The organism is Methanoculleus frigidifontis, assembly GCF_030464345.1.
In the GTDB taxonomy this organism is placed as follows: Archaea; Halobacteriota; Methanomicrobia; order Methanomicrobiales; family Methanoculleaceae; genus Methanoculleus_A; species Methanoculleus_A frigidifontis.
Genome location: NZ_VCYH01000009.1, coordinates 60064 through 77275, shown reverse-complemented (window position 1 = coordinate 77275; position 17212 = coordinate 60064). Strand labels below are relative to the sequence as shown.

The window sequence follows — 17212 nt, the reverse complement described above, 5'->3', positions numbered from 1 at the left end:
AACCGATGAGCCCGACCACGTCCGACCCCGAGCGCCTGCGTATCGAGGAGGCCTGCAGCCGTCTCGCATCGGCACGGACGAAGGGGGAACTCGGGACGCTGCTTGCCCGGGAGGCGGAGCGCTACACGCTCGTCGACCTGCAGATGATCGGCGGGCGGCTCTACCGCGAGGTCGAGGCGCTTCCCCCGCCCTACCGCGAAGCGGTGCGCCCCTTCTTCACCGAGCAGGTCCTCGGCGCATACCACCGCCTCCTCTCGATGCACCGGGCTGGGAAGTTCGCCGCCATGACGGCGCCGCTCACCGACCCCGGGCAGGCGCTCGCATACGTTGCGATGGTGCCGGAGGGGTGCTTCTGCTGGGACGACTCGGGGGTCGCCGGCTACGAACCCCGCCACCGCTTCTTCTACTACCTCGTCGCGGCGTTCGAGATGTTCGTCCTCGACCGGCCCGGCCACCCGGTCGGGATGCCGTTCCCCGGAGGATTCTCTGTAGAGGAGCGAAGCGGCAGGTTCCTCTGCCCGGTGCGCGACCGCGAAAAAGACGTCCCCCACTCGCTCTGCAACTTCTGCCCGGCGGAGCAGAGCGAGATGCCGTGAGTCGCCGCGACCGGATGCAAAAGAAGCTGGCGAGACCCGCCTCAAACCCGTCGGCAGGCGGGGGCGAGCCCCCGTATACGCTAACCCTCGATACGGCGATCCGGACGTACCGCGTTCTTCCCCTGGCGAGGCTGGTGCCGGACCGGGCTTGTCCCGGGGACGACCTTTTTCCCGGGCGTCTCCCCATGCCGTGGACTGTGGCGGCTATCGCCACCGGGGTGGGGGTCTCCCCCCTCCCCTGTCTCCCGAGAATATCCACAGACATCGTCAACCCCACCCCACCCGGCCTCCGGCCTCCTCCCCCGCCCCTCAAGGGGCGGGGGCAGTCATGGCGATACCCAGAGGAAAGCCGTGCCCCCGAATACCCCGGATTGCGGCCATCCGGAGCAAGAGATGGGACCTCATCACGTGCCTGAACCCCGCCGATAGCAACAGGAATGCAGTGCACCCAGAGGCTACGGTAGCGCGTATGGGGTCTCCCCCTCCCGCACCCCCCCCATTTCGATACCCGGGGAAAGGCCGTGTCCGCGACCGTTCCGCTCCCTGACATGTTCAGGGAAAGATGAGATTCCTCCCGCCGCCGCCATCCCTTTTTTTATCCGGGAAGGCCAACGTTTCTCCACTATGGCAATCCACCCCATCGATTACCGGTACGGCACGCCGGAGATGCGCGACGTCTGGAGCGAGGAGAACCGCTTTCGGGCGGTCGTCACGGCAGAGGTCGCTCTCGCCCGGGCGGAGGCGGCGCACGGCGTCATCCCGGCCGCGGACGCAGAGGCGATCCGGCAGTCAGCGATGAACGCGTCCCTTGCGCGTGCCAAGGAGATCGAGGATGAGATCCACCACGACATGATGGCGATCGTCCGGGCGGTCACCGAGGTCTGCGGGGATGCGGGCCGCTGGATCCACTACGGCGCGACCTCGAACGATATCCTCGACACCGCGACCGGGCTGCAGCTGCGCGACTCGCTCGCGCTTCTCGAGCAGAAACTGGTGAACCTTCTCCGGGTGCTCCTCGTGCGGAGCGAGGAGACCAAAGCGCTCGTCTGCGCCGGCAGGACGCACGGCCAGATCGGCGTCCCGACCACCTACGGCCTGCGGTTTGCTATCTGGGCGAGCGAGGTCGCCCGCCACATCGAACGGCTCCGGCAGCTCCGCCCCCGCGTGCTCGTCGGGCAGCTGACCGGTGCGGTCGGCACCCAGGCGGCCCTTGGCGAGAAGGCGCCCGCGATCCAGGAGGCGATGATGGAGTTCCTCGGCCTTGCCCCCGTGGACGTCTCCAACCAGATCATCTCCCGCGACCGCTACGCGGAGTACTTCATGTTCCTCGCGAACGTGGCGACGACGCTCGATAAGATCGGCCTTGAGATCCGGCTGATGCAGCGCTCCGAGATCGGCGAGCTCGAAGAGGCCTTCGGCAGCAAGCAGGTCGGTTCGAGCACGATGCCCCACAAACGAAACCCGATCAAGAGCGAGCAGGTCTGCGGGCTTGCCCGGATCGTCCGCTCCGCCGTCGAGCCGGCGCTGCAGAACAACGTCCTCTGGGACGAGCGCGACCTCACGAACTCCTCCCCCGAGCGGGTGCTCTTCCCCGAGGCCTCGATCCTGCTCGACCACATCCTTGCGGTGATGACCCGGGTGCTCGAGGGGCTGCAGGTGAGGCCCGAGAATATCCGCCGCAACCTGATGCTGCTGCGCGGGATCAACCTCGCCGAGTCGGTGATGATCGAGCTGACGCGGCGCGGCATGGACCGGCAGGAGGCGCACGAGATCGTCCGCGAAGCGAGCATGCAGGCGCTCGCCGACGGCAAGAACCTCGTCGACGTGCTGGCCGCACGGCAGGACGTCACCGCCTACTGCTCGCGGCAGGAACTCGAGGAACTCTTAGACCCCGACGCCTACATCGGCACGGCCGTGCAGCAGGTGGACCGATTGACCGAGAAGCTCGCACCGCTGGTGCGGTAAGAAACAGTATGCAACGGATATTCATCCATCTGATTCTCCGGCAGGAGGGGGCAAGCCCCCTCCCGCACCCTCCCCCCGTGCGATAGTTCGATACAGACCGTGATCGCGATCTGCTCCCTGAAAAGCGGACGGTGGAGGATATCCTCTGGAGGAGGACAGAGGGGGTTTTCCCAGAGGAACCCACAGCGCGGACGGATGGTGCAGCGGCAGCACGACACGCTCCGGCTCTGGATATCTCCGAACGAAAACGCCCTTTTCTGATGAAATACCCCGGTAAATCCCCGCAATTGCCCCGAACGCAGAAATCTGCGGCACCGAAAATGCGATCATATTTATAACCCATCGGTTCAAAACAAGAGGTGCTTCACTTTTGAGGTACTCATATGGCACCTCACAGCGATCGCGACCGGAAACCCTGGAATGACTCCTGAAATACACCTGAAGGGCTGGCTGGAGCGGGACGGAAAGGTGCTCGCCCGCGCGGAGGTAGAGCGAATGCTCAGCCAGGAACCGGAGCTCCTCTCCCGGTGCGGCGGCGAGTTCGCCCTCGCATGGGACGCCTGCAGGGCGCGTGACCGGTTCGGCATCATGCTTTCACCGGAGCCCGCGGGCACGATCGTCTGCAACGGGCAGGCCGTCGGCGCGATCGACCCGACACCGCCAGCGTGCGATCTCGAAGAGGCGATCGTCACCGCCGTCCGCCTGCGGAGCGACGAGGGCATCGTCGCCCTCTCCGGCGGCGTGGACTCCTCGCTCGTCGCAGCCCTCGCCGGGCTCGAATGCGTCGTCGTCGGCGTCGAAGAGTCGCACGATGCCGCCCGCGCCGCCCACGTTGCACGCGACCTCGGTCTCGTCCTGCACACCGTCACCCCGACGGAGGCCGAGATCGAAGAAGCGCTCGCCCGGGTCGTCCGGGTGATCCCTGACCCGACGAACCCGGTGGACGCGGCGATCGCGACCACCCTCTCCTTCGTCGCCGCATGGGCCGGGGAGCACGGCTATACACGGATCCTCGCCGGACAGGGGGCCGACGAGCTCTTCGGCGGCTACGCCCGGTATCTCGAATCAGAGAACCTCGCGGCCGACCTCGAGCGGGACTTCGCCGGCCTCGCCCACCAGGGCGTGCGCGATCAACGGGTCGCCGCGCTCCATGGGGCATACTTCTCCCTTCCCTATATGGATGTCCGGGTCGTGCGCGCTATCCGGGGTGTCCCGGCGGCCGAGAAGGTGCGCGACGGGGTTCGGAAGTACCCCCTCCGTGAGATTGCAGCGCGGCACATTCCGGCGGATACGGCGTGGTACGAGAAGAAAGCGATGCAGTACGGCAGCGGGATCTGGCGGGTCATCCAGCGGCTCACCCGCAAAAACGGTTATAAAAAGTCGGTACAAGGGTACTTAAATCACATCAGTAGGGCAGAATATGGTATCGGAGATTGAGATTGAGAGTATTGCCAAACTTGCGGACATCGACCTCGCCCGCGACGAAGTGGCCGGGTTCACCCGTGAGTTCAACGCGATCCTGGAGTACTTCGACGCCCTTGACCAGGTCTCGGGCGAAGAGACCCTGACGCCGGAGCTCACCAACGTCTTCCGGGAGGACGAGCCCGGCGGCTGCCTCCCCCAGGAGGACGTCCTCGCAAACGCCGGATCGACGGAAGACGGGTTCGTCAAAGCACCGCGGGTGATGTAAGTGGCGGGAACGCTTTCCTTTGCACCCGACGACCGCTGCAACGCCTTCATCACCACGTGCGATGCCGCCCCCTACGGCGACGGGAAACTCAGCGGCGTCGCGGTCGCCGTCAAGGACAACATCTCCACCTGCGGCATCCAGACGACCTGCGGGTCGCGCATCCTTGCAGGATACGTTCCGCCCTACGACGCCCACGTCGTCTCGCTGCTCCGCGGCGAAGGCGCCGCGATCGTCGGCAAGACCAATATGGACGAGTTCGGGATGGGCACCACGACCGAGACGAGCGGCTACGGGCCTACCTTAAACCCCGTCGACCAGACCCGCGTGCCGGGCGGCTCATCCGGCGGGAGCGCCGCCGCCGTCGCCGCCGGGCTCGTCCCGATGGCGCTCGGCACCGATACCGGCGGGTCGATCCGCTGCCCCGCCGCATTCTGCGGGATCGTCGGCCTCAAACCGACCTACGGCCGCGTCTCCCGGTACGGCCTCGTCGCCTACGCAAACTCCCTCGAGCAGATCGGCCCGATGGCGCGGAGCGTCGGGGAGGTCTCGCGGCTGATGGAGGTCATCTCGAGCTACGACTCCCGCGACTCGACATCATTCGACCGCCCCTATACCCACCAGCCCTCCGCCGATATCGAGAGCCTCCGGATCGGCCTTCCGCAGGAGTACTTCGGCGAAGGCGTCGACCCCCGTGTCGCAGAGACGGTCAGGTCCGCAATAGGCCGCCTCGAAGACCTCGGGGCAGAGACGGTGCCCTGCGCCATCCCGAGCATGGCCTATGCCCTCGCCGCCTACTACGTCATCTGCACCAGCGAGGCGAGCTCGAACCTCGCCCGCTTCGACGGCGTCCGCTACGGCCCGCCGGCGCCGACACAGAAGCAGTGGCACGAAGCCTTCCAGGAGGTCCGCGGAGAGCACTTCGGAAAAGAAGTCCGCCGCAGGATCATGCTCGGCACCTTCGCGCTCTCCGCCGGCTACTACGGCAAGTACTACGGCAAGGCCCAGGTCGCCCGCCGGAACGTCCGGCAGGACTTCGAGCGGGTGCTCGGCGAGGTCGATGTCATCGCCGGCCCGACGATGCCGACCGTGGCCTTCCGGCTCGGCGAGAAGAGCGACCCGCTCTCGATGTACCTCTCCGATATCCTCACCGTCCCGGCGAACCTCGCCGGCGTTCCCGCAATCTCGGTGCCTTGCGGGACCGTGGACGGCCTTCCCGTCGGCCTGCAGCTGATCGGTCGCCACTTTGCCGAGGAGCAGATCATCGATGCCGCCTACGCCTACGAGCAGGAGGGATCGGCATGACCGTGATCATCGGACTCGAGATCCATGTCCAGCTCAATACGGCAACGAAGCTCTTCTGCAGCTGCTCGACCGACTACCGCGACGACCCGCCGAACACCCACTGCTGCCCGGTCTGCCTCGGCCTGCCCGGCGCGCTTCCCCGCCTGAACCGGAAAGCCGTCGAGTACGGCCTCAAGGTCGCAAAGGCGCTCAATATGGAGGTGCCGGAGGAGTCGGAGTTCGCCCGGAAGAACTACTTCTACCCGGACCTCCCAAAAGCCTTCCAGATCACCCAGTACGACAAACCGCTCTCCATCCGGGGAGTCCTCGAGATCGAGGACGACGAGGGGCACGAGAAACTGGTGCGGATCACCCGTGCGCACCTCGAGGAGGATCCCGGCCGGCTCGTCCACAAGGGCGGCGGCGACCGTGCCCGCTACTCGCTCGTCGACTACAACCGGAGCGGGATCCCGCTCCTTGAGATCGTGACCGAGCCGGACCTGCGCTCGCCCCAGGAGGCACGCAGGTTCCTGGGCCGCCTCCGCGCAACCCTCGAGTACCTCGGCGTCTTCGACGGCGACAAGGAGGGATCGCTCCGGGTGGACGCGAACATCTCCATCAAGGGCTACGAGCGGGTCGAGGTGAAGAACATCTCCTCGTACAAGGGCGTCGAGAAGGCTCTCACCTTCGAGGTCACCCGGCAGCGGAACCTGATCCGCCGCGGCCAGCCGGTCACCGTCCGCGAGACCCGCCACTTCCAGGAAGGGCGGGGCGTGACGACCGCGTCCCGGAGCAAGGAGGAGGAGCACGACTACCGCTACTTCCCGGAGCCGGACTTGCGGCCGCTCTCCGTCGCCGGGTGGGTCGAGGAGATCGAACTTCCCGAACTTCCGGTCGCCCGGAAGAACCGGTTCGTCGAGCAGTACGGCATCTCCTTAAATCATGCCCGGACACTCACCGGCGACCTGAAGATCGCCGAGTTCTTTGAGAAGATCGCCTCCGTCGATCCGGTGCTCGCCGCCACCTGGACGGCGGACACCCTGCTCGGGGAGCTGAACTACCGGAGCATGAGCATCGCGGCGGTGCCGCCCGGGCACTTCGCCGGGCTCCTGAAGCTCCTCAAAGAGGATACCATCACCGACAAGGCCGCAGTCCAGGTGCTCCGGACGATGCTCGATTCCTGCGCCGCAGGAAACGAGTGCGAACAGCCCGCCGCGATCGTCGAGCGCGAGGGGCTCGCCAGGGCGACCGGCGTCGATTTCGCCGCGATCGTCAGGACGGTGATCGCAGGCAACCCGCAGGCGGTCGAGGACTACCGCGCCGGCAAGAAGGGCGCGCTCAACTTCCTTGTCGGCCAGGTGATGCGGGAGACGCGGGGGCGGGCGGACCCCCGCGAGCTCGGCGAGCTCGTTGCCGCATGTATTGAAACGACCGAGGGGTAATCAGCCGTGCATCTGATCATCGCAGAGAAGAACATTTCAGCAAACCGTATCGCCGGCATCCTCGCCGGGAACGAGAAGGTCCGCGCAGTCAGGGAGGGGAGCGTCTCCACCTACAGCTTCGACACCAAAACGGTCGTCGGGCTGAAGGGCCATGTCGTCGAGGTCGACTTCGAACCCGGCTACACCAACTGGCGCAGCGAGACCCACCCCCCGCGGACCCTGATCGACGCCGGGGTGATAAAGAAGCCGACCGAGAAGAAGATCGTGAGCCTCATCCAGAAGCTCGCAAAGAAGGCGGACCTCGTCACGATCGCCACCGATTACGATACCGAGGGCGAGCTGATCGGGAAAGAGGCCTACGAGCTTGTGCGGGCGGTGAACCCGAACGTCTCGATCAACCGCGCCCGGTTCTCGGCGATCACCCCCACGGAGATCCGGCGGGCGTTCGAAAACCTCGCGGACCTCGACTTCGCGCTCGCCGCCGCCGGCGAGGCGCGGCAGTCGATCGACCTGATGTGGGGTGCGTCGCTCACCCGGTTCATCAGCATCGCCGCCAGACGGGGCGGCGCCAACATCCTCTCCGTTGGCCGGGTGCAGAGCCCGACGCTTGCGATGATCGTCGAGCGGGAACGCGAGATCGAGTCGTTCGTCCCGGAGACCTACTGGATGCTCTCGCTCGAAACCGAGAAGGAAGAGACGGCGATCGAGGCGCGGCACACCCACGGCAGGTTCGACGACCACGCCGAGGCGCTCGCCGCGAAGGAGCGGACACGCGAACCCCTGACCGTGACCGATATCAAAGAGGGGCAGAAGAAAGACCGTGCGCCGACGCCGCTCGATACCACCTCGTTCATCGTCGCTGCGAGCCGTCTCGGGTTCTCGGCCGCGAATGCGATGCGGATCGCCGAAGACCTCTACATGAACGGGTACATCTCCTACCCGAGGACCGACAACACCGTCTACCCGAAGTCGCTGAACCTGAACGGTATCCTCAAGACGCTCCGCGGCACGGCTTTCGACGCCGACGTCGCCTGGGTGGAGAAGAACCGCCGCCCGGTGCCGACCCGCGGCAAGAAGGAGTCGACCGACCATCCGCCGATCCACCCTGCAGGGGCGGCGAGCCGGGAAGCGCTCGCCGGCGACCGCTGGAAGATCTACGAGCTCGTCGTCAGGCGCTTCCTCGCGACCCTCTCGCCTGACGCCACGTGGGCGACGATCAAATGCCTCTTCGACGCCGCGGGCGAGCCCTACACCGCGACCGGCGGACGGCTCATCGACCCGGGATGGCGGCGCGTCTACCCCTACAGCGAGGCGAAGGAGAATATCCTGCCGACGTTTGCGGTCGGCGAGCGGCTGGCGATCCGCGAGGTGACGCTCGAGGAGAAGCAGACCCAGCCACCGCCCCGCTACTCCCAGAGCAAGCTGATCCAGGTGATGGAGGAGCTCGGCCTCGGGACGAAGAGCACGCGGCACGAGGTGATCGGCAAGCTCGTCTCCCGCCGCTACGTGCAGGGCAACCCCCTCCGCCCGACGCTCGTAGGCCGGGCGGTCACCGACGCCCTCGACAACCACGCCGATACGATCACCGAACCGGAGATGACCCGGACGCTCGAAGAGCATATGCAGCTCATCAAGGAGCGGCAGCGGACGCGCGACGACGTGATCGACGAGTCCCGCGAGATGCTGCACCGCGTCTTCGACGAACTCGAGGCGCACGAAGAGGAGATCGGCGAGGAGATCCGGGAGCAGACGGCCGAAGAGCATACCGTCGGCCCCTGCCCGGTCTGCGGCGAGGACCTGCGGATCCGGCATACCGGCGCGTCCCAGTTCATCGGTTGCACCGGCTATCCGGAGTGCCGGTTCAATGTCAGCCTCCCGGGCTCAATGTGGGGGCGGGCGATCCGGGTCGACGAGGTCTGCCCCGAACACCGGCTCGCCCACGTCCGCCTGATCCGCAAAGGTGCGCCCCCCTGGAACATCGGGTGCCCGCTCTGCAGCCACATCAAGTCGAACGTCGAGGCGTTCCGGATGATGCCGGGGATGACCGACGACCTCATGCGGCGCCTCCACGCCCGGCACATCTACACGGTCTACGAGATTGCAACGATGCAGCCGGAGGAGCTCGCCGCCGTCGCCGGCGTCACCGAGAGCGCTGCGGCGGACCTGGCCGCCGAGGCCGGGGAGGTCCTGACCATCCTCCGGCGGCGCACGGAACTGCGCAAGTTCCTCCGGAAGATCGTCCCCCCGCGCCGCGGCCGGAGCCACGCCAAGATCTTTGCAAAACTCCTCGACGAGGGGATCGGGGACATCGCCGCGCTCTCCCGGGCGAGGCCGGCAACGCTCAAAAAAGCCGGGATCGGGGAGAAGGAGACGGAAGAGCTCCTGACGCGGTCGCGCGAGATCTGCCACGAGCGGACGCTGAAAGAGGCCGGCGTCCCGGCGGTCTCCCTAAAGAAGTACCGCGAGGCGGGGATCACGAGCCCGGACGCCTTCTGTCTTCTCCCGATCCCGTATCTCGCCAGCAAAACCGGTTTGAACCCGGAGACCGTATATAAACACGTGGAGAAGGTCTGCCTGCACCTCGGCCGCCCGGTCCCGGCGAAGGTCTCCCGGAAGGCCTTCGAGCGCGGCCGCGAAGAACTCCTCGCGGTTCCCGGGATCGGCGAAGCGACGCTCGACAGACTGATGCTCGCCGGCATCTACGACGCAGAAACGCTCACGTCCGCAGACCCGGCCGCTGCCTCGGCGATCACCGGCATCGCGGCGGCCACCATCCGCGCCTATATCGCTCACCTGAAGTGACATCCATGCAGCAGAACTGGAAGAACTGGGTTCATGTAACGAAGCTGGATCCCGACAAACCGATCTCGCCGGCGGCGGTCGAGGAGATCGTGACCAGCGGGACGGACGCCCTGATGCTCTCGGGCACCCTGAACGTAACGCAGGAGAATCTCCGCGATCTTCTCGATCTGGTCGCCGCCCACGATCTGCCCCTGGTGGTGGAGCCGGCAGGCCCCGAGTGCGTCATCTTCGACGGGATCGATCTCCTCTTCGTCCCGAGCGTCATGAACACCGACGACGCCCGCTGGATCGTCGGGAAGCACCAGGCATGGCTGCGGCACGGCGACGGCGCGATCCGGTGGGAGAAGGTCGTCCCGGAGGCCTACATCGTCCTCAACCCGGCGTCGGCCGTCGGGCAGGTGACCCGGGCGCACTGCGGTATCGGCGCCGAGGACGTCGCCGCCTACGCGAGCGTCGCCGACCGCTACTTCCGCTTTCCGATCGTCTACATCGAGTACTCCGGCGCCTACGGCGACCCGGCCGTGGTGCGCGCCGCGGCGGATGCAGTCGAGAACGCCGTCCTCTACTACGGCGGCGGGATCACCTCCGGCGAGCGCGCTGCCGAGATGGGGCGCTACGCGGATACGATCGTCGTCGGAAACGCCGTCTACGACCAGGGGCCGGCCGTCCTGCGCGAGACCGTCCGGGCGGTCCGCTAGATCCCCCATGCCGGAGATAGCCATCGTCCTCGTCGAGCCCCTCTACGAGGGGAACGTCGGGTTCGCCGCCCGGGTGATGAAGAACTTCGGGTTCTGCGACCTGGTGCTCGTCAACCCCTGCCCGCTCGGCGACGACGCGATCGCCCGCGCGTCGCACGCCCGCGACGTTCTCGACAGCGCCCGCCGCTGCACGCTCGAGGAGGTCTACCGGGACTACGATTTTGTGGTGGCCACGACCGGCGAGGTGAGCAAATCGATCTGCACCCCCATGCGGATGCCCTACTACGAGCCCGCGGAGGTCCGCGAGATCGTCGCCGATATCGACGGCCGCGTCGCTTTTCTCTTCGGGCGGGAGAACTGGGGGCTCGCCAACACGGAGCTTGCCCGGAGCAACCTCATCTGCACCATCCCCACAAGCGAGGTCTACCCAATCCTCAACCTCTCCCACGCGGTCGGGATCGTCTGCTACGAGCTCGCAAATCTCCCGCGGGGCACCTACCTCCTGGCCTCCCCGGTGGAGATGGACTCGCTCTACACCCACATCGATGCCTTCCTCGACCGGATCGACCACCCCGACTTCAAGCGGGAGAACACGATGACCCTGATCCGGCGCGTCCTTGGGCGCACGAAGCTCACCGCCCGGGAAGTGAGCACGATGCACGGCCTGATGCGGCGCGCCGAGTGGCATATGGGAGAGAAAAAAGAACCCTTAAACGGGTCATGGGGAGATACTACTACGGATGATTCTTGTTGACTGGCAGATAGAGGATCACATCAAGCGCGGGTTCATCAAAGTCGATCCCTTCGACCCGGCCCTGATCCAGCCAAACTCCCTCGATATCCGGCTCGGCAGCCACTTCGTCTGGTACGTCCCGGGCGACGACGTGATCGACCCCTTCGACCGCGAAAGCGTCTGCGCGGACGTCGAGGAGATGACGGCCGATTCGATCGTGCTTGCGCCCGGGCAGTTCGTCCTCGCCGAGACGTATGAAGCGATCGAGCTTCCGGACAAGGTCGTCGCGAGCATCGAGGGCAAGAGCAGCATCGCCCGCCTGGGCGTCGAGCTCCACCAGACCGGCGGCTGGATCGACGCGGGCTTCCGGGGGACGATCACCCTCGAGATGTGCAACGTCAATGCGCGGCCGGTCAGGATGTACGCCGGGATGCCGATCGGCCAGTTGGTCTTCTATACGACGGAGCGTGCCGCCCGCCCCTACAACTGCAAGGGCGATGCAAAATACATGGACCAGCGGCAGGCAACCCTCTCGCGCTACCACGAGAACCGGCGCGGTGCGTGAGGGCGGATCCGCTCTCGTTTTTTTTGTGCTGCCCGGGGCGGGGTGGTTCAAGGGATATTCTGCCCGTTTCGGGCAGAACACGTGCGCGAACTGCCGGTAAAGCGTCTGCGGGGAGGGGGCTGGGCCCCCTCCCCCGTCCCCACCCCCGTTGCGATTCTCCCCACGGTCCGGTGCATCCGGCTCAATCATTCCCTTCCACCGTTCCGATATCCTTCCCGGTCCACTGTATCCTGCCCTGTCATCTCCTCCCGCAGTTGCGATTCTCTCCACGGGCCACTGTATCCGGCTCCTCAGCCCTCGCGCCGGAGGGGACTCTGCCGTCGGCCACCCTCTGCGAGGGATTCGCAGGAGCGCACCAGTCCGCACGTTATATAGTTCAAGAACACAGATCTGTACCGAAATATTCCCGGGGTTAATGGCATGCGACTTCTCCTGATTCACTCAGACCATATCGAATACGAAGCACGAAAGAAGACCAAACTCGCCGAGGAAGCGATCGTCCCTGCGGACATGCTCGACGAGGCGCTGACTGTTTTCTGCGCAGTCGAGTCGGTCGACGAAGAGAACGTGGACGACGCCGTCCGGCAGGCGGTCGAGGAGATCCGCTCGACGGCGGCACAGCTCGATGTTACGAACATCATGATCTACCCCTACGCCCACCTCTCGAGCGATCTCTCTTCGCCCGAAGCAGCGGTCACCGCTCTGAAAGCGATGGAGGCGGCGCTCGGTGCAGACGAGGGGCTCACGGTGAAGCGGGCGCCTTTCGGCTGGTACAAGGCCTTCACCCTCTCCTGCAAGGGCCACCCGCTCTCCGAGCTCTCCCGGACGATCGTCCCGGGCGCGGCCGGGGAGGCGGCGAAGAAGCAGATCGAGCACGAGTTCTTCGTGCTGACCCCGGACGGGGAGCGGCGGGACGCGACCGGGTACGCCGACGACTCTGCCTTCGGCGCTCTCGTGAAGAAGGAGCTCGGGCTTCCCGGCCCGGAGGGCGGCGAGCCGCTCCACGTCGAACTGATGCGCGCAAAGGAGCTCGTCGACTACGAGGCGCTCTCCGACGTCGGCCACCACCGCTGGATGCCCCGCGGCAAGCTCGTCCGCGACCTTCTCGCCGACTACGTCCTCGGGCTCGTCCTCGACTACGGCGGGATGCCGGTCGAGACGCCGGTGATGTACGACCTCGGGAACACGGCGATCAACGAGCACGCCGGGAAGTTCGGCGAGCGGCAGTACCGGTTCAAGAGCGGCAACCGCGACATGATGCTCCGGTTCGCGGCCTGTTTCGGGATGTTCTCGATCATGCACGACATGCACATCTCGCCAAACACCCTCCCGATGAAGATGTACGAGCTCTCCACCTACTCGTTCCGTCACGAGCAGAAGGGCGAGGTGATCGGCCTCAAGCGCCTCCGCGCCTTCACCATGCCCGATATGCACACCCTCTGCCGCGACGAGGCCGGCACCCTGCAGGCGTTTGAGGAGCAGCTCCGGATGGGCTGGCAGACCGGACAGGACCTCGAGACCCCGCTCGTCGGCATCTTCCGCTGCACCCGCGACTTCTACGCGGAGAACGAGGCCTGGGTGAAGAAGATCGTCGCAGACTCCGGTGTCCCCATGCTGATCGAGGTGCTCTCCGAGCGCTTCCACTACTGGATCGCAAAAGTCGACCTCGCCGCGATCGACGGCCAGGGAAGGCCGATCGAGAACCCGACGGTGCAGATCGACGTGGAGAGCTCCCGCCGGTTCGGGATCAAGTACTACGCCCCCGAGGGCGAGGAGGTCTACCCGCCGATCCTCCACTGCTCGCCGACCGGCAGCATCGAGCGGGTCATCTGCGCCCTCCTCGAGAAGACCGCGACCCAGGCGGTGCCGTCGCTTCCGACCTGGCTCTCCCCGACCCAGGTGCGGCTCGTGCCGATCGCCGAGCGGCACCACCCCTTCGCCGAGGAGATCGCTTCGCGCTTAACCGCTGCCGGGATCCGCGCCGACTTCGACGACCGCGAGGAGAGCGTGAACAAGAAGGTCCGCGAGGCCGGGATGGACTGGGTCCCCTTCGTCGCGGTCATCGGCGACCAGGAGGCCGAGACCGGACGGCTCACCGTGACGGTGCGGAGGCTCTCGGAGCCGAAGAAGCCCTGCAAGATGCAGATGACCGAGGAAGAGCTCGTCGCCGCCGTCAGGGCCGAGACCGCCGGCAAACCCTCCCGCCCCCTCTATACCCCGCGGAAGCTCTCGAAGAAGCCCCGGTTCATCTAAATTCTTTTTTTCCCTGCTGCCCTGCCGGGAGAGGCTCCGGGATTACACCACGCGGAGGAGAAACGATGACCACCTTCCTCCGCGACCGCCCCAGGTTTCAGGGGTCAGAACGGCAATCGCATGCGATAAGAGGGGAAATACTCTCTTGCACTCTGATAGCGTCTGCAAAAAACCTGAGACTTTTTCTTTGCAGGTGATTGATGGGTTTGTATGCACCCCCGCCTATTCAGGTCCAGGGGCCGGAGGGATAATCGCGTCAGGGGAGGTGGATGCCCTCCATTAGCGCTACCCTGAGATACGGGGATTTGCGCGTCTACCGGGTTCTTCCCCTGACCGGGCTTGTCCCGTGGACGACCTTTTTCCCGGGCGTCTCCCCATGCCGTGAACCGTGGCGGCTATCGCCCCGGGGGGTGGGGGTTTCCCCTCCCCTGTCTCCCATGAAGATCCACAGACATCATCGACCCCACCCCACCCGGCCTCCGGCCTCCTCCCCCGCCCCCAGGGGCGGGGGCAGTCATGGCGATACACAGGGGAAAGCCCATGCCCCGGATTGCGGTCATCCGGAGCAAGAGATGGGACCTCATCAAGTGCCTGGACCCCGCCGATAGCACCAGGAATTTCGGTGCACCCAGAGGCTACGGTAGCGCGTATGGGGCCGGCCCCCTCCCCCACCCCCACGAAGATATCCCTCACCATCCGGCGCAGCCGGCTCATCTCACCCACCCCGCTGCTTCCGGCGGGAGATCTGAGGCTCGAACCGTGTGAAGACGCCTCGTCGACCGGATCGCTACATGGAGTGTTTCCCCTCATCCCCAAAACGTCGCAAGGCTTTTGCGCCCCGGACGACCATCTCTCCCCTGATGGATCCGATCGTCGCGATCATCGTCATCCTGGTCGTCGCCAAGGTCTTCGGCGAGGGGCTGGAGCGGCTCGGCTACCCGCCGATGATCGGCGAGATCGGCGCCGGGGTCCTCCTCGGGCCGGCGGTGCTCGGGCTGGTGACGCTCGATGAAACCCTCGAGGTCTTCGCGACGATCGGCGTCATCGCCCTCCTCTTCATCTCCGGCGTGGAGATGAACCCGAAAGCCTTTGCAGCAGCGAAGAGCGCCGCCGCCTTCACCGCAGGAACCGGCGTCGCCGTGCCCTTCGCCCTCGGATTTCTGGGCGGCGCCCTCCTCGGCCTCTCCTTCGCCGAGCAGTTCTTCCTCGCCGTCATCCTCTCGATCACCTCCATCGGTGTCTCGGTCAGGGCGCTGATCGACCTGCGCCGCCTGGACAGCCTGGTCGGAAACACGGTCATCGGCGCCGCGGTCGTCGACGACATCATCGGGATCGTCCTCCTCGGCGTCCTCTCCCCGGTCGCGCTCTCGGGCAGGCTCGATCTCCTGCCGCTCGCGGGCGCGCTCCTCCTCGCCGTTCTCTTCATCGGCTTTGCGTTCACCATCGGCCGGCGGCTCTCGGTCTGGCTCTTCCGGATCTCACGCTCGATGCTGACCCACGAGATGCCCTATGTGGCGGCGATCGCCATTGCGCTGGCGACGGCCGCGGCGGCGCACGCGCTCGGGCTGCACTACGCCATCGGGGCGTTCGTCGCCGGGATCATTCTCGGCCGGCAGGTCCGGAACGACCGCAGCGTCTTCGACGGCATCATCGACTTCGGGTTCGGGTTCTTCGTCACCTTCTTCTTCGCTTCGATCGGGCTGCTCTTCTCCCCGGACCCGGCCGTCTTTGTCGGCCTGCTCGTCCCGGCCCTGATCGTCCTCGCCATCGCCGGCAAGACCCTCGGCGGCTATCTCGGCTCCCGCTACTTCCTCGCAAGCCCGGCCGCCGCACTCACGGTGGGGTTCGGGATCTCGGCCCGCGGCGAGATCGCCCTCGTCGTCGCCCAGGTCTCGCTCGCCGCCGGGATCATCGGCGCCGGGCTCTACTCCGCCGTCACGGTGATGGTGATAGCAACGATCTTCGCGGCCCCGCTCCTGATGAAGTGGGGGTTCGCCCTGCAGGAGCGAGGGGCTAGAGGTGGCCGTCCTTCCGCAGAAACGCAATGATATCCGATATCTCGATGCAGCCGACCGCCGTCCCGGCCGCGTCCACGACGACGAGATAGGGGTGGCGGTCGCGGGCCATGTGGGCGAGGGCGTCGGCGACGGTGGCGTCCTCCCCTATCGCGATATGCGACCGGGTGGCGAGGTCGCCGGCACCCTGGTCACCGCCCCGCATCATGCAGAGGAGATCGGAGGGGAGGGCCGCCGACCGCTTCTTCGCCCTGATGCCAAGCCGGGGGAGGACGCACCCGACGATATCGGTGAGCAGAATCACCCCGACAAAGCCGCCGGACTCGTCGAGGACGATCAGGTCGTGCCGCCCGCGCTCCGAGAACTTCTCGAGGACGACGGCGACGGGCGTCTCCGGGGTGACGTGCAGAAACTCCCGGTGCATGATCTTGCGGATGGGTGTATCGCCGGGCTCCATACCTACGGGAGTCTGGGCGGCGCGGGTATAAAAAGCGATTGCACTCGCCGAACCCCCCCAGATCGGCCGGCCTTATGTACCGGGATCCGCGAGCAGGTTCCGGATACGGATCTTTAAGGGGATGAGGTCACGCTCGACGATATTCCACACCCGGGCAACGTCCACACCCATGTACTGGTGGATTAAGACGTCACGCAGACCGGCAATCTGTCGCCACTGAATGTCGGAATACCGCTGCTTAAGATCTTCGGATATGCACTTTGCAGCCTCTCCGATAACTTCGAGGTTCCTGATAACCGCATCCTGCCGCATCGGCGATGCTACGAACTCTTCCCGGCCGCCCTGCACATAGGATTCGATTCGTTCGATCCGCTCGAGGATATGGATCAGGTAGAGCCGATCGTCCTTCACAGCAAAACCGCCTCCCGCCGTACCCGATCCCGTATATACCAGTGCAACCCTCCCTCGGTCAGGACATCGACCCTGCAACCGAGCAGGTCTTCCAGATCCTGGATGAGTCCCACCTGATCAAGAAGGGTGCGGCCTTCCTCGAACTCCACGAGGAAGTCGACGTCGCTCTCCGGCGTCTCCTCGCCCCGGGCAACCGAACCGAAGATCCGAATCGTATGAGCACCGTGTCGTGCGGCGATGCGAAGTATGTCGTCTTTCTTTTCCAGAACCTGTCTCGAGATACCCATACGGCAGTTCTCTCACT

General features: G+C 65.8%; 15 protein-coding genes. 12 read left to right on the top strand and 3 right to left on the bottom strand.

Features of this window, described 5'->3' with window-relative positions:
* Positions 1-5 precede the first annotated feature (5 nt).
* The 12 genes from FGU65_RS12970 to FGU65_RS12915 all read left to right on the top strand — a co-directional run bounded on the left by FGU65_RS12970 (position 6) and on the right by FGU65_RS12915 (position 16073).
* Entirely contained in the window at positions 6-596 is a 591-nt protein-coding gene (locus FGU65_RS12970) for a DUF2115 domain-containing protein (protein ID WP_301664915.1), read from the top strand.
* A 624-nt stretch (positions 597-1220) separates the two neighbouring features.
* Positions 1221-2561 carry an adenylosuccinate lyase gene (purB, locus tag FGU65_RS12965; protein ID WP_301664914.1) on the top strand — a complete coding sequence of 447 codons (1341 nt, stop codon included), beginning with the start codon at positions 1221-1223 and terminating at the stop codon, positions 2559-2561.
* Positions 2562-2981: 420 nt separating this feature from the next.
* Positions 2982-3998 (top strand): asparagine synthase C-terminal domain-containing protein, encoded by a 1017-nt coding sequence (locus FGU65_RS12960; RefSeq protein ID WP_301664913.1) that lies wholly within the window; start codon positions 2982-2984, stop codon positions 3996-3998.
* Positions 3982-4251, top strand: coding sequence for an Asp-tRNA(Asn)/Glu-tRNA(Gln) amidotransferase subunit GatC (gene gatC / locus FGU65_RS12955; protein ID WP_301664912.1), 270 nt, complete (start codon positions 3982-3984; stop codon positions 4249-4251). Before FGU65_RS12960 ends, gatC begins: the two co-directional genes overlap by 17 nt.
* On the top strand, positions 4252-5553 hold the full coding sequence (gatA, locus tag FGU65_RS12950) for an Asp-tRNA(Asn)/Glu-tRNA(Gln) amidotransferase subunit GatA (RefSeq protein ID WP_301664911.1): 1302 nt from the start codon (positions 4252-4254) through the stop codon (positions 5551-5553).
* On the top strand, positions 5550-6974 hold the full coding sequence (gene gatB / locus FGU65_RS12945; RefSeq protein WP_301664910.1) for an Asp-tRNA(Asn)/Glu-tRNA(Gln) amidotransferase subunit GatB: 1425 nt from the start codon (positions 5550-5552) through the stop codon (positions 6972-6974). The genes gatA and gatB overlap by 4 nt, the downstream gene beginning before the upstream one ends.
* Positions 6975-6980: 6 nt before the next feature.
* Positions 6981-9776 carry a DNA topoisomerase I gene (locus FGU65_RS12940; RefSeq protein WP_301664909.1) on the top strand — a complete coding sequence of 932 codons (2796 nt, stop codon included), beginning with the start codon at positions 6981-6983 and terminating at the stop codon, positions 9774-9776.
* Between the two features lie 5 nt (positions 9777-9781).
* Positions 9782-10474 (top strand): phosphoglycerol geranylgeranyltransferase, encoded by a 693-nt coding sequence (locus tag FGU65_RS12935; protein ID WP_301664908.1) that lies wholly within the window; start codon positions 9782-9784, stop codon positions 10472-10474.
* A 7-nt stretch (positions 10475-10481) separates the two neighbouring features.
* On the top strand, positions 10482-11228 hold the full coding sequence (locus FGU65_RS12930) for an RNA methyltransferase (RefSeq protein WP_301664907.1): 747 nt from the start codon (positions 10482-10484) through the stop codon (positions 11226-11228).
* Positions 11215-11772 (top strand): dCTP deaminase, encoded by a 558-nt coding sequence (gene dcd / locus FGU65_RS12925; RefSeq protein ID WP_301664906.1) that lies wholly within the window; start codon positions 11215-11217, stop codon positions 11770-11772. The genes FGU65_RS12930 and dcd overlap by 14 nt, the downstream gene beginning before the upstream one ends.
* Before the next feature lie 420 nt (positions 11773-12192).
* Positions 12193-14025 (top strand): threonine--tRNA ligase, encoded by a 1833-nt coding sequence (locus FGU65_RS12920; RefSeq protein WP_301664905.1) that lies wholly within the window; start codon positions 12193-12195, stop codon positions 14023-14025.
* A gap of 860 nt (positions 14026-14885) precedes the next feature.
* Positions 14886-16073, top strand: coding sequence for a cation:proton antiporter (locus FGU65_RS12915; protein WP_301664904.1), 1188 nt, complete (start codon positions 14886-14888; stop codon positions 16071-16073).
* Here the strand turns inward: FGU65_RS12915 and FGU65_RS12910 are convergent.
* From FGU65_RS12910 to FGU65_RS12900, 3 genes are all read right to left on the bottom strand, one after another.
* Entirely contained in the window at positions 16039-16497 is a 459-nt protein-coding gene (locus tag FGU65_RS12910) for a CBS domain-containing protein (protein WP_301664903.1), read from the bottom strand. The genes FGU65_RS12915 and FGU65_RS12910 overlap by 35 nt on opposite strands.
* A 72-nt stretch (positions 16498-16569) precedes the next feature.
* The gene (locus FGU65_RS12905) at positions 16570-16908 is read right to left on the bottom strand and encodes a HepT-like ribonuclease domain-containing protein (RefSeq protein ID WP_301664902.1); all 339 of its coding nucleotides are present in this window, start codon (positions 16906-16908) and stop codon (positions 16570-16572) included.
* Positions 16905-17195 (bottom strand): nucleotidyltransferase family protein, encoded by a 291-nt coding sequence (locus FGU65_RS12900; RefSeq protein WP_301664901.1) that lies wholly within the window; start codon positions 17193-17195, stop codon positions 16905-16907. The genes FGU65_RS12905 and FGU65_RS12900 overlap by 4 nt, the downstream gene beginning before the upstream one ends.
* Between the last annotated feature and the right edge of the window lie 17 nt (positions 17196-17212).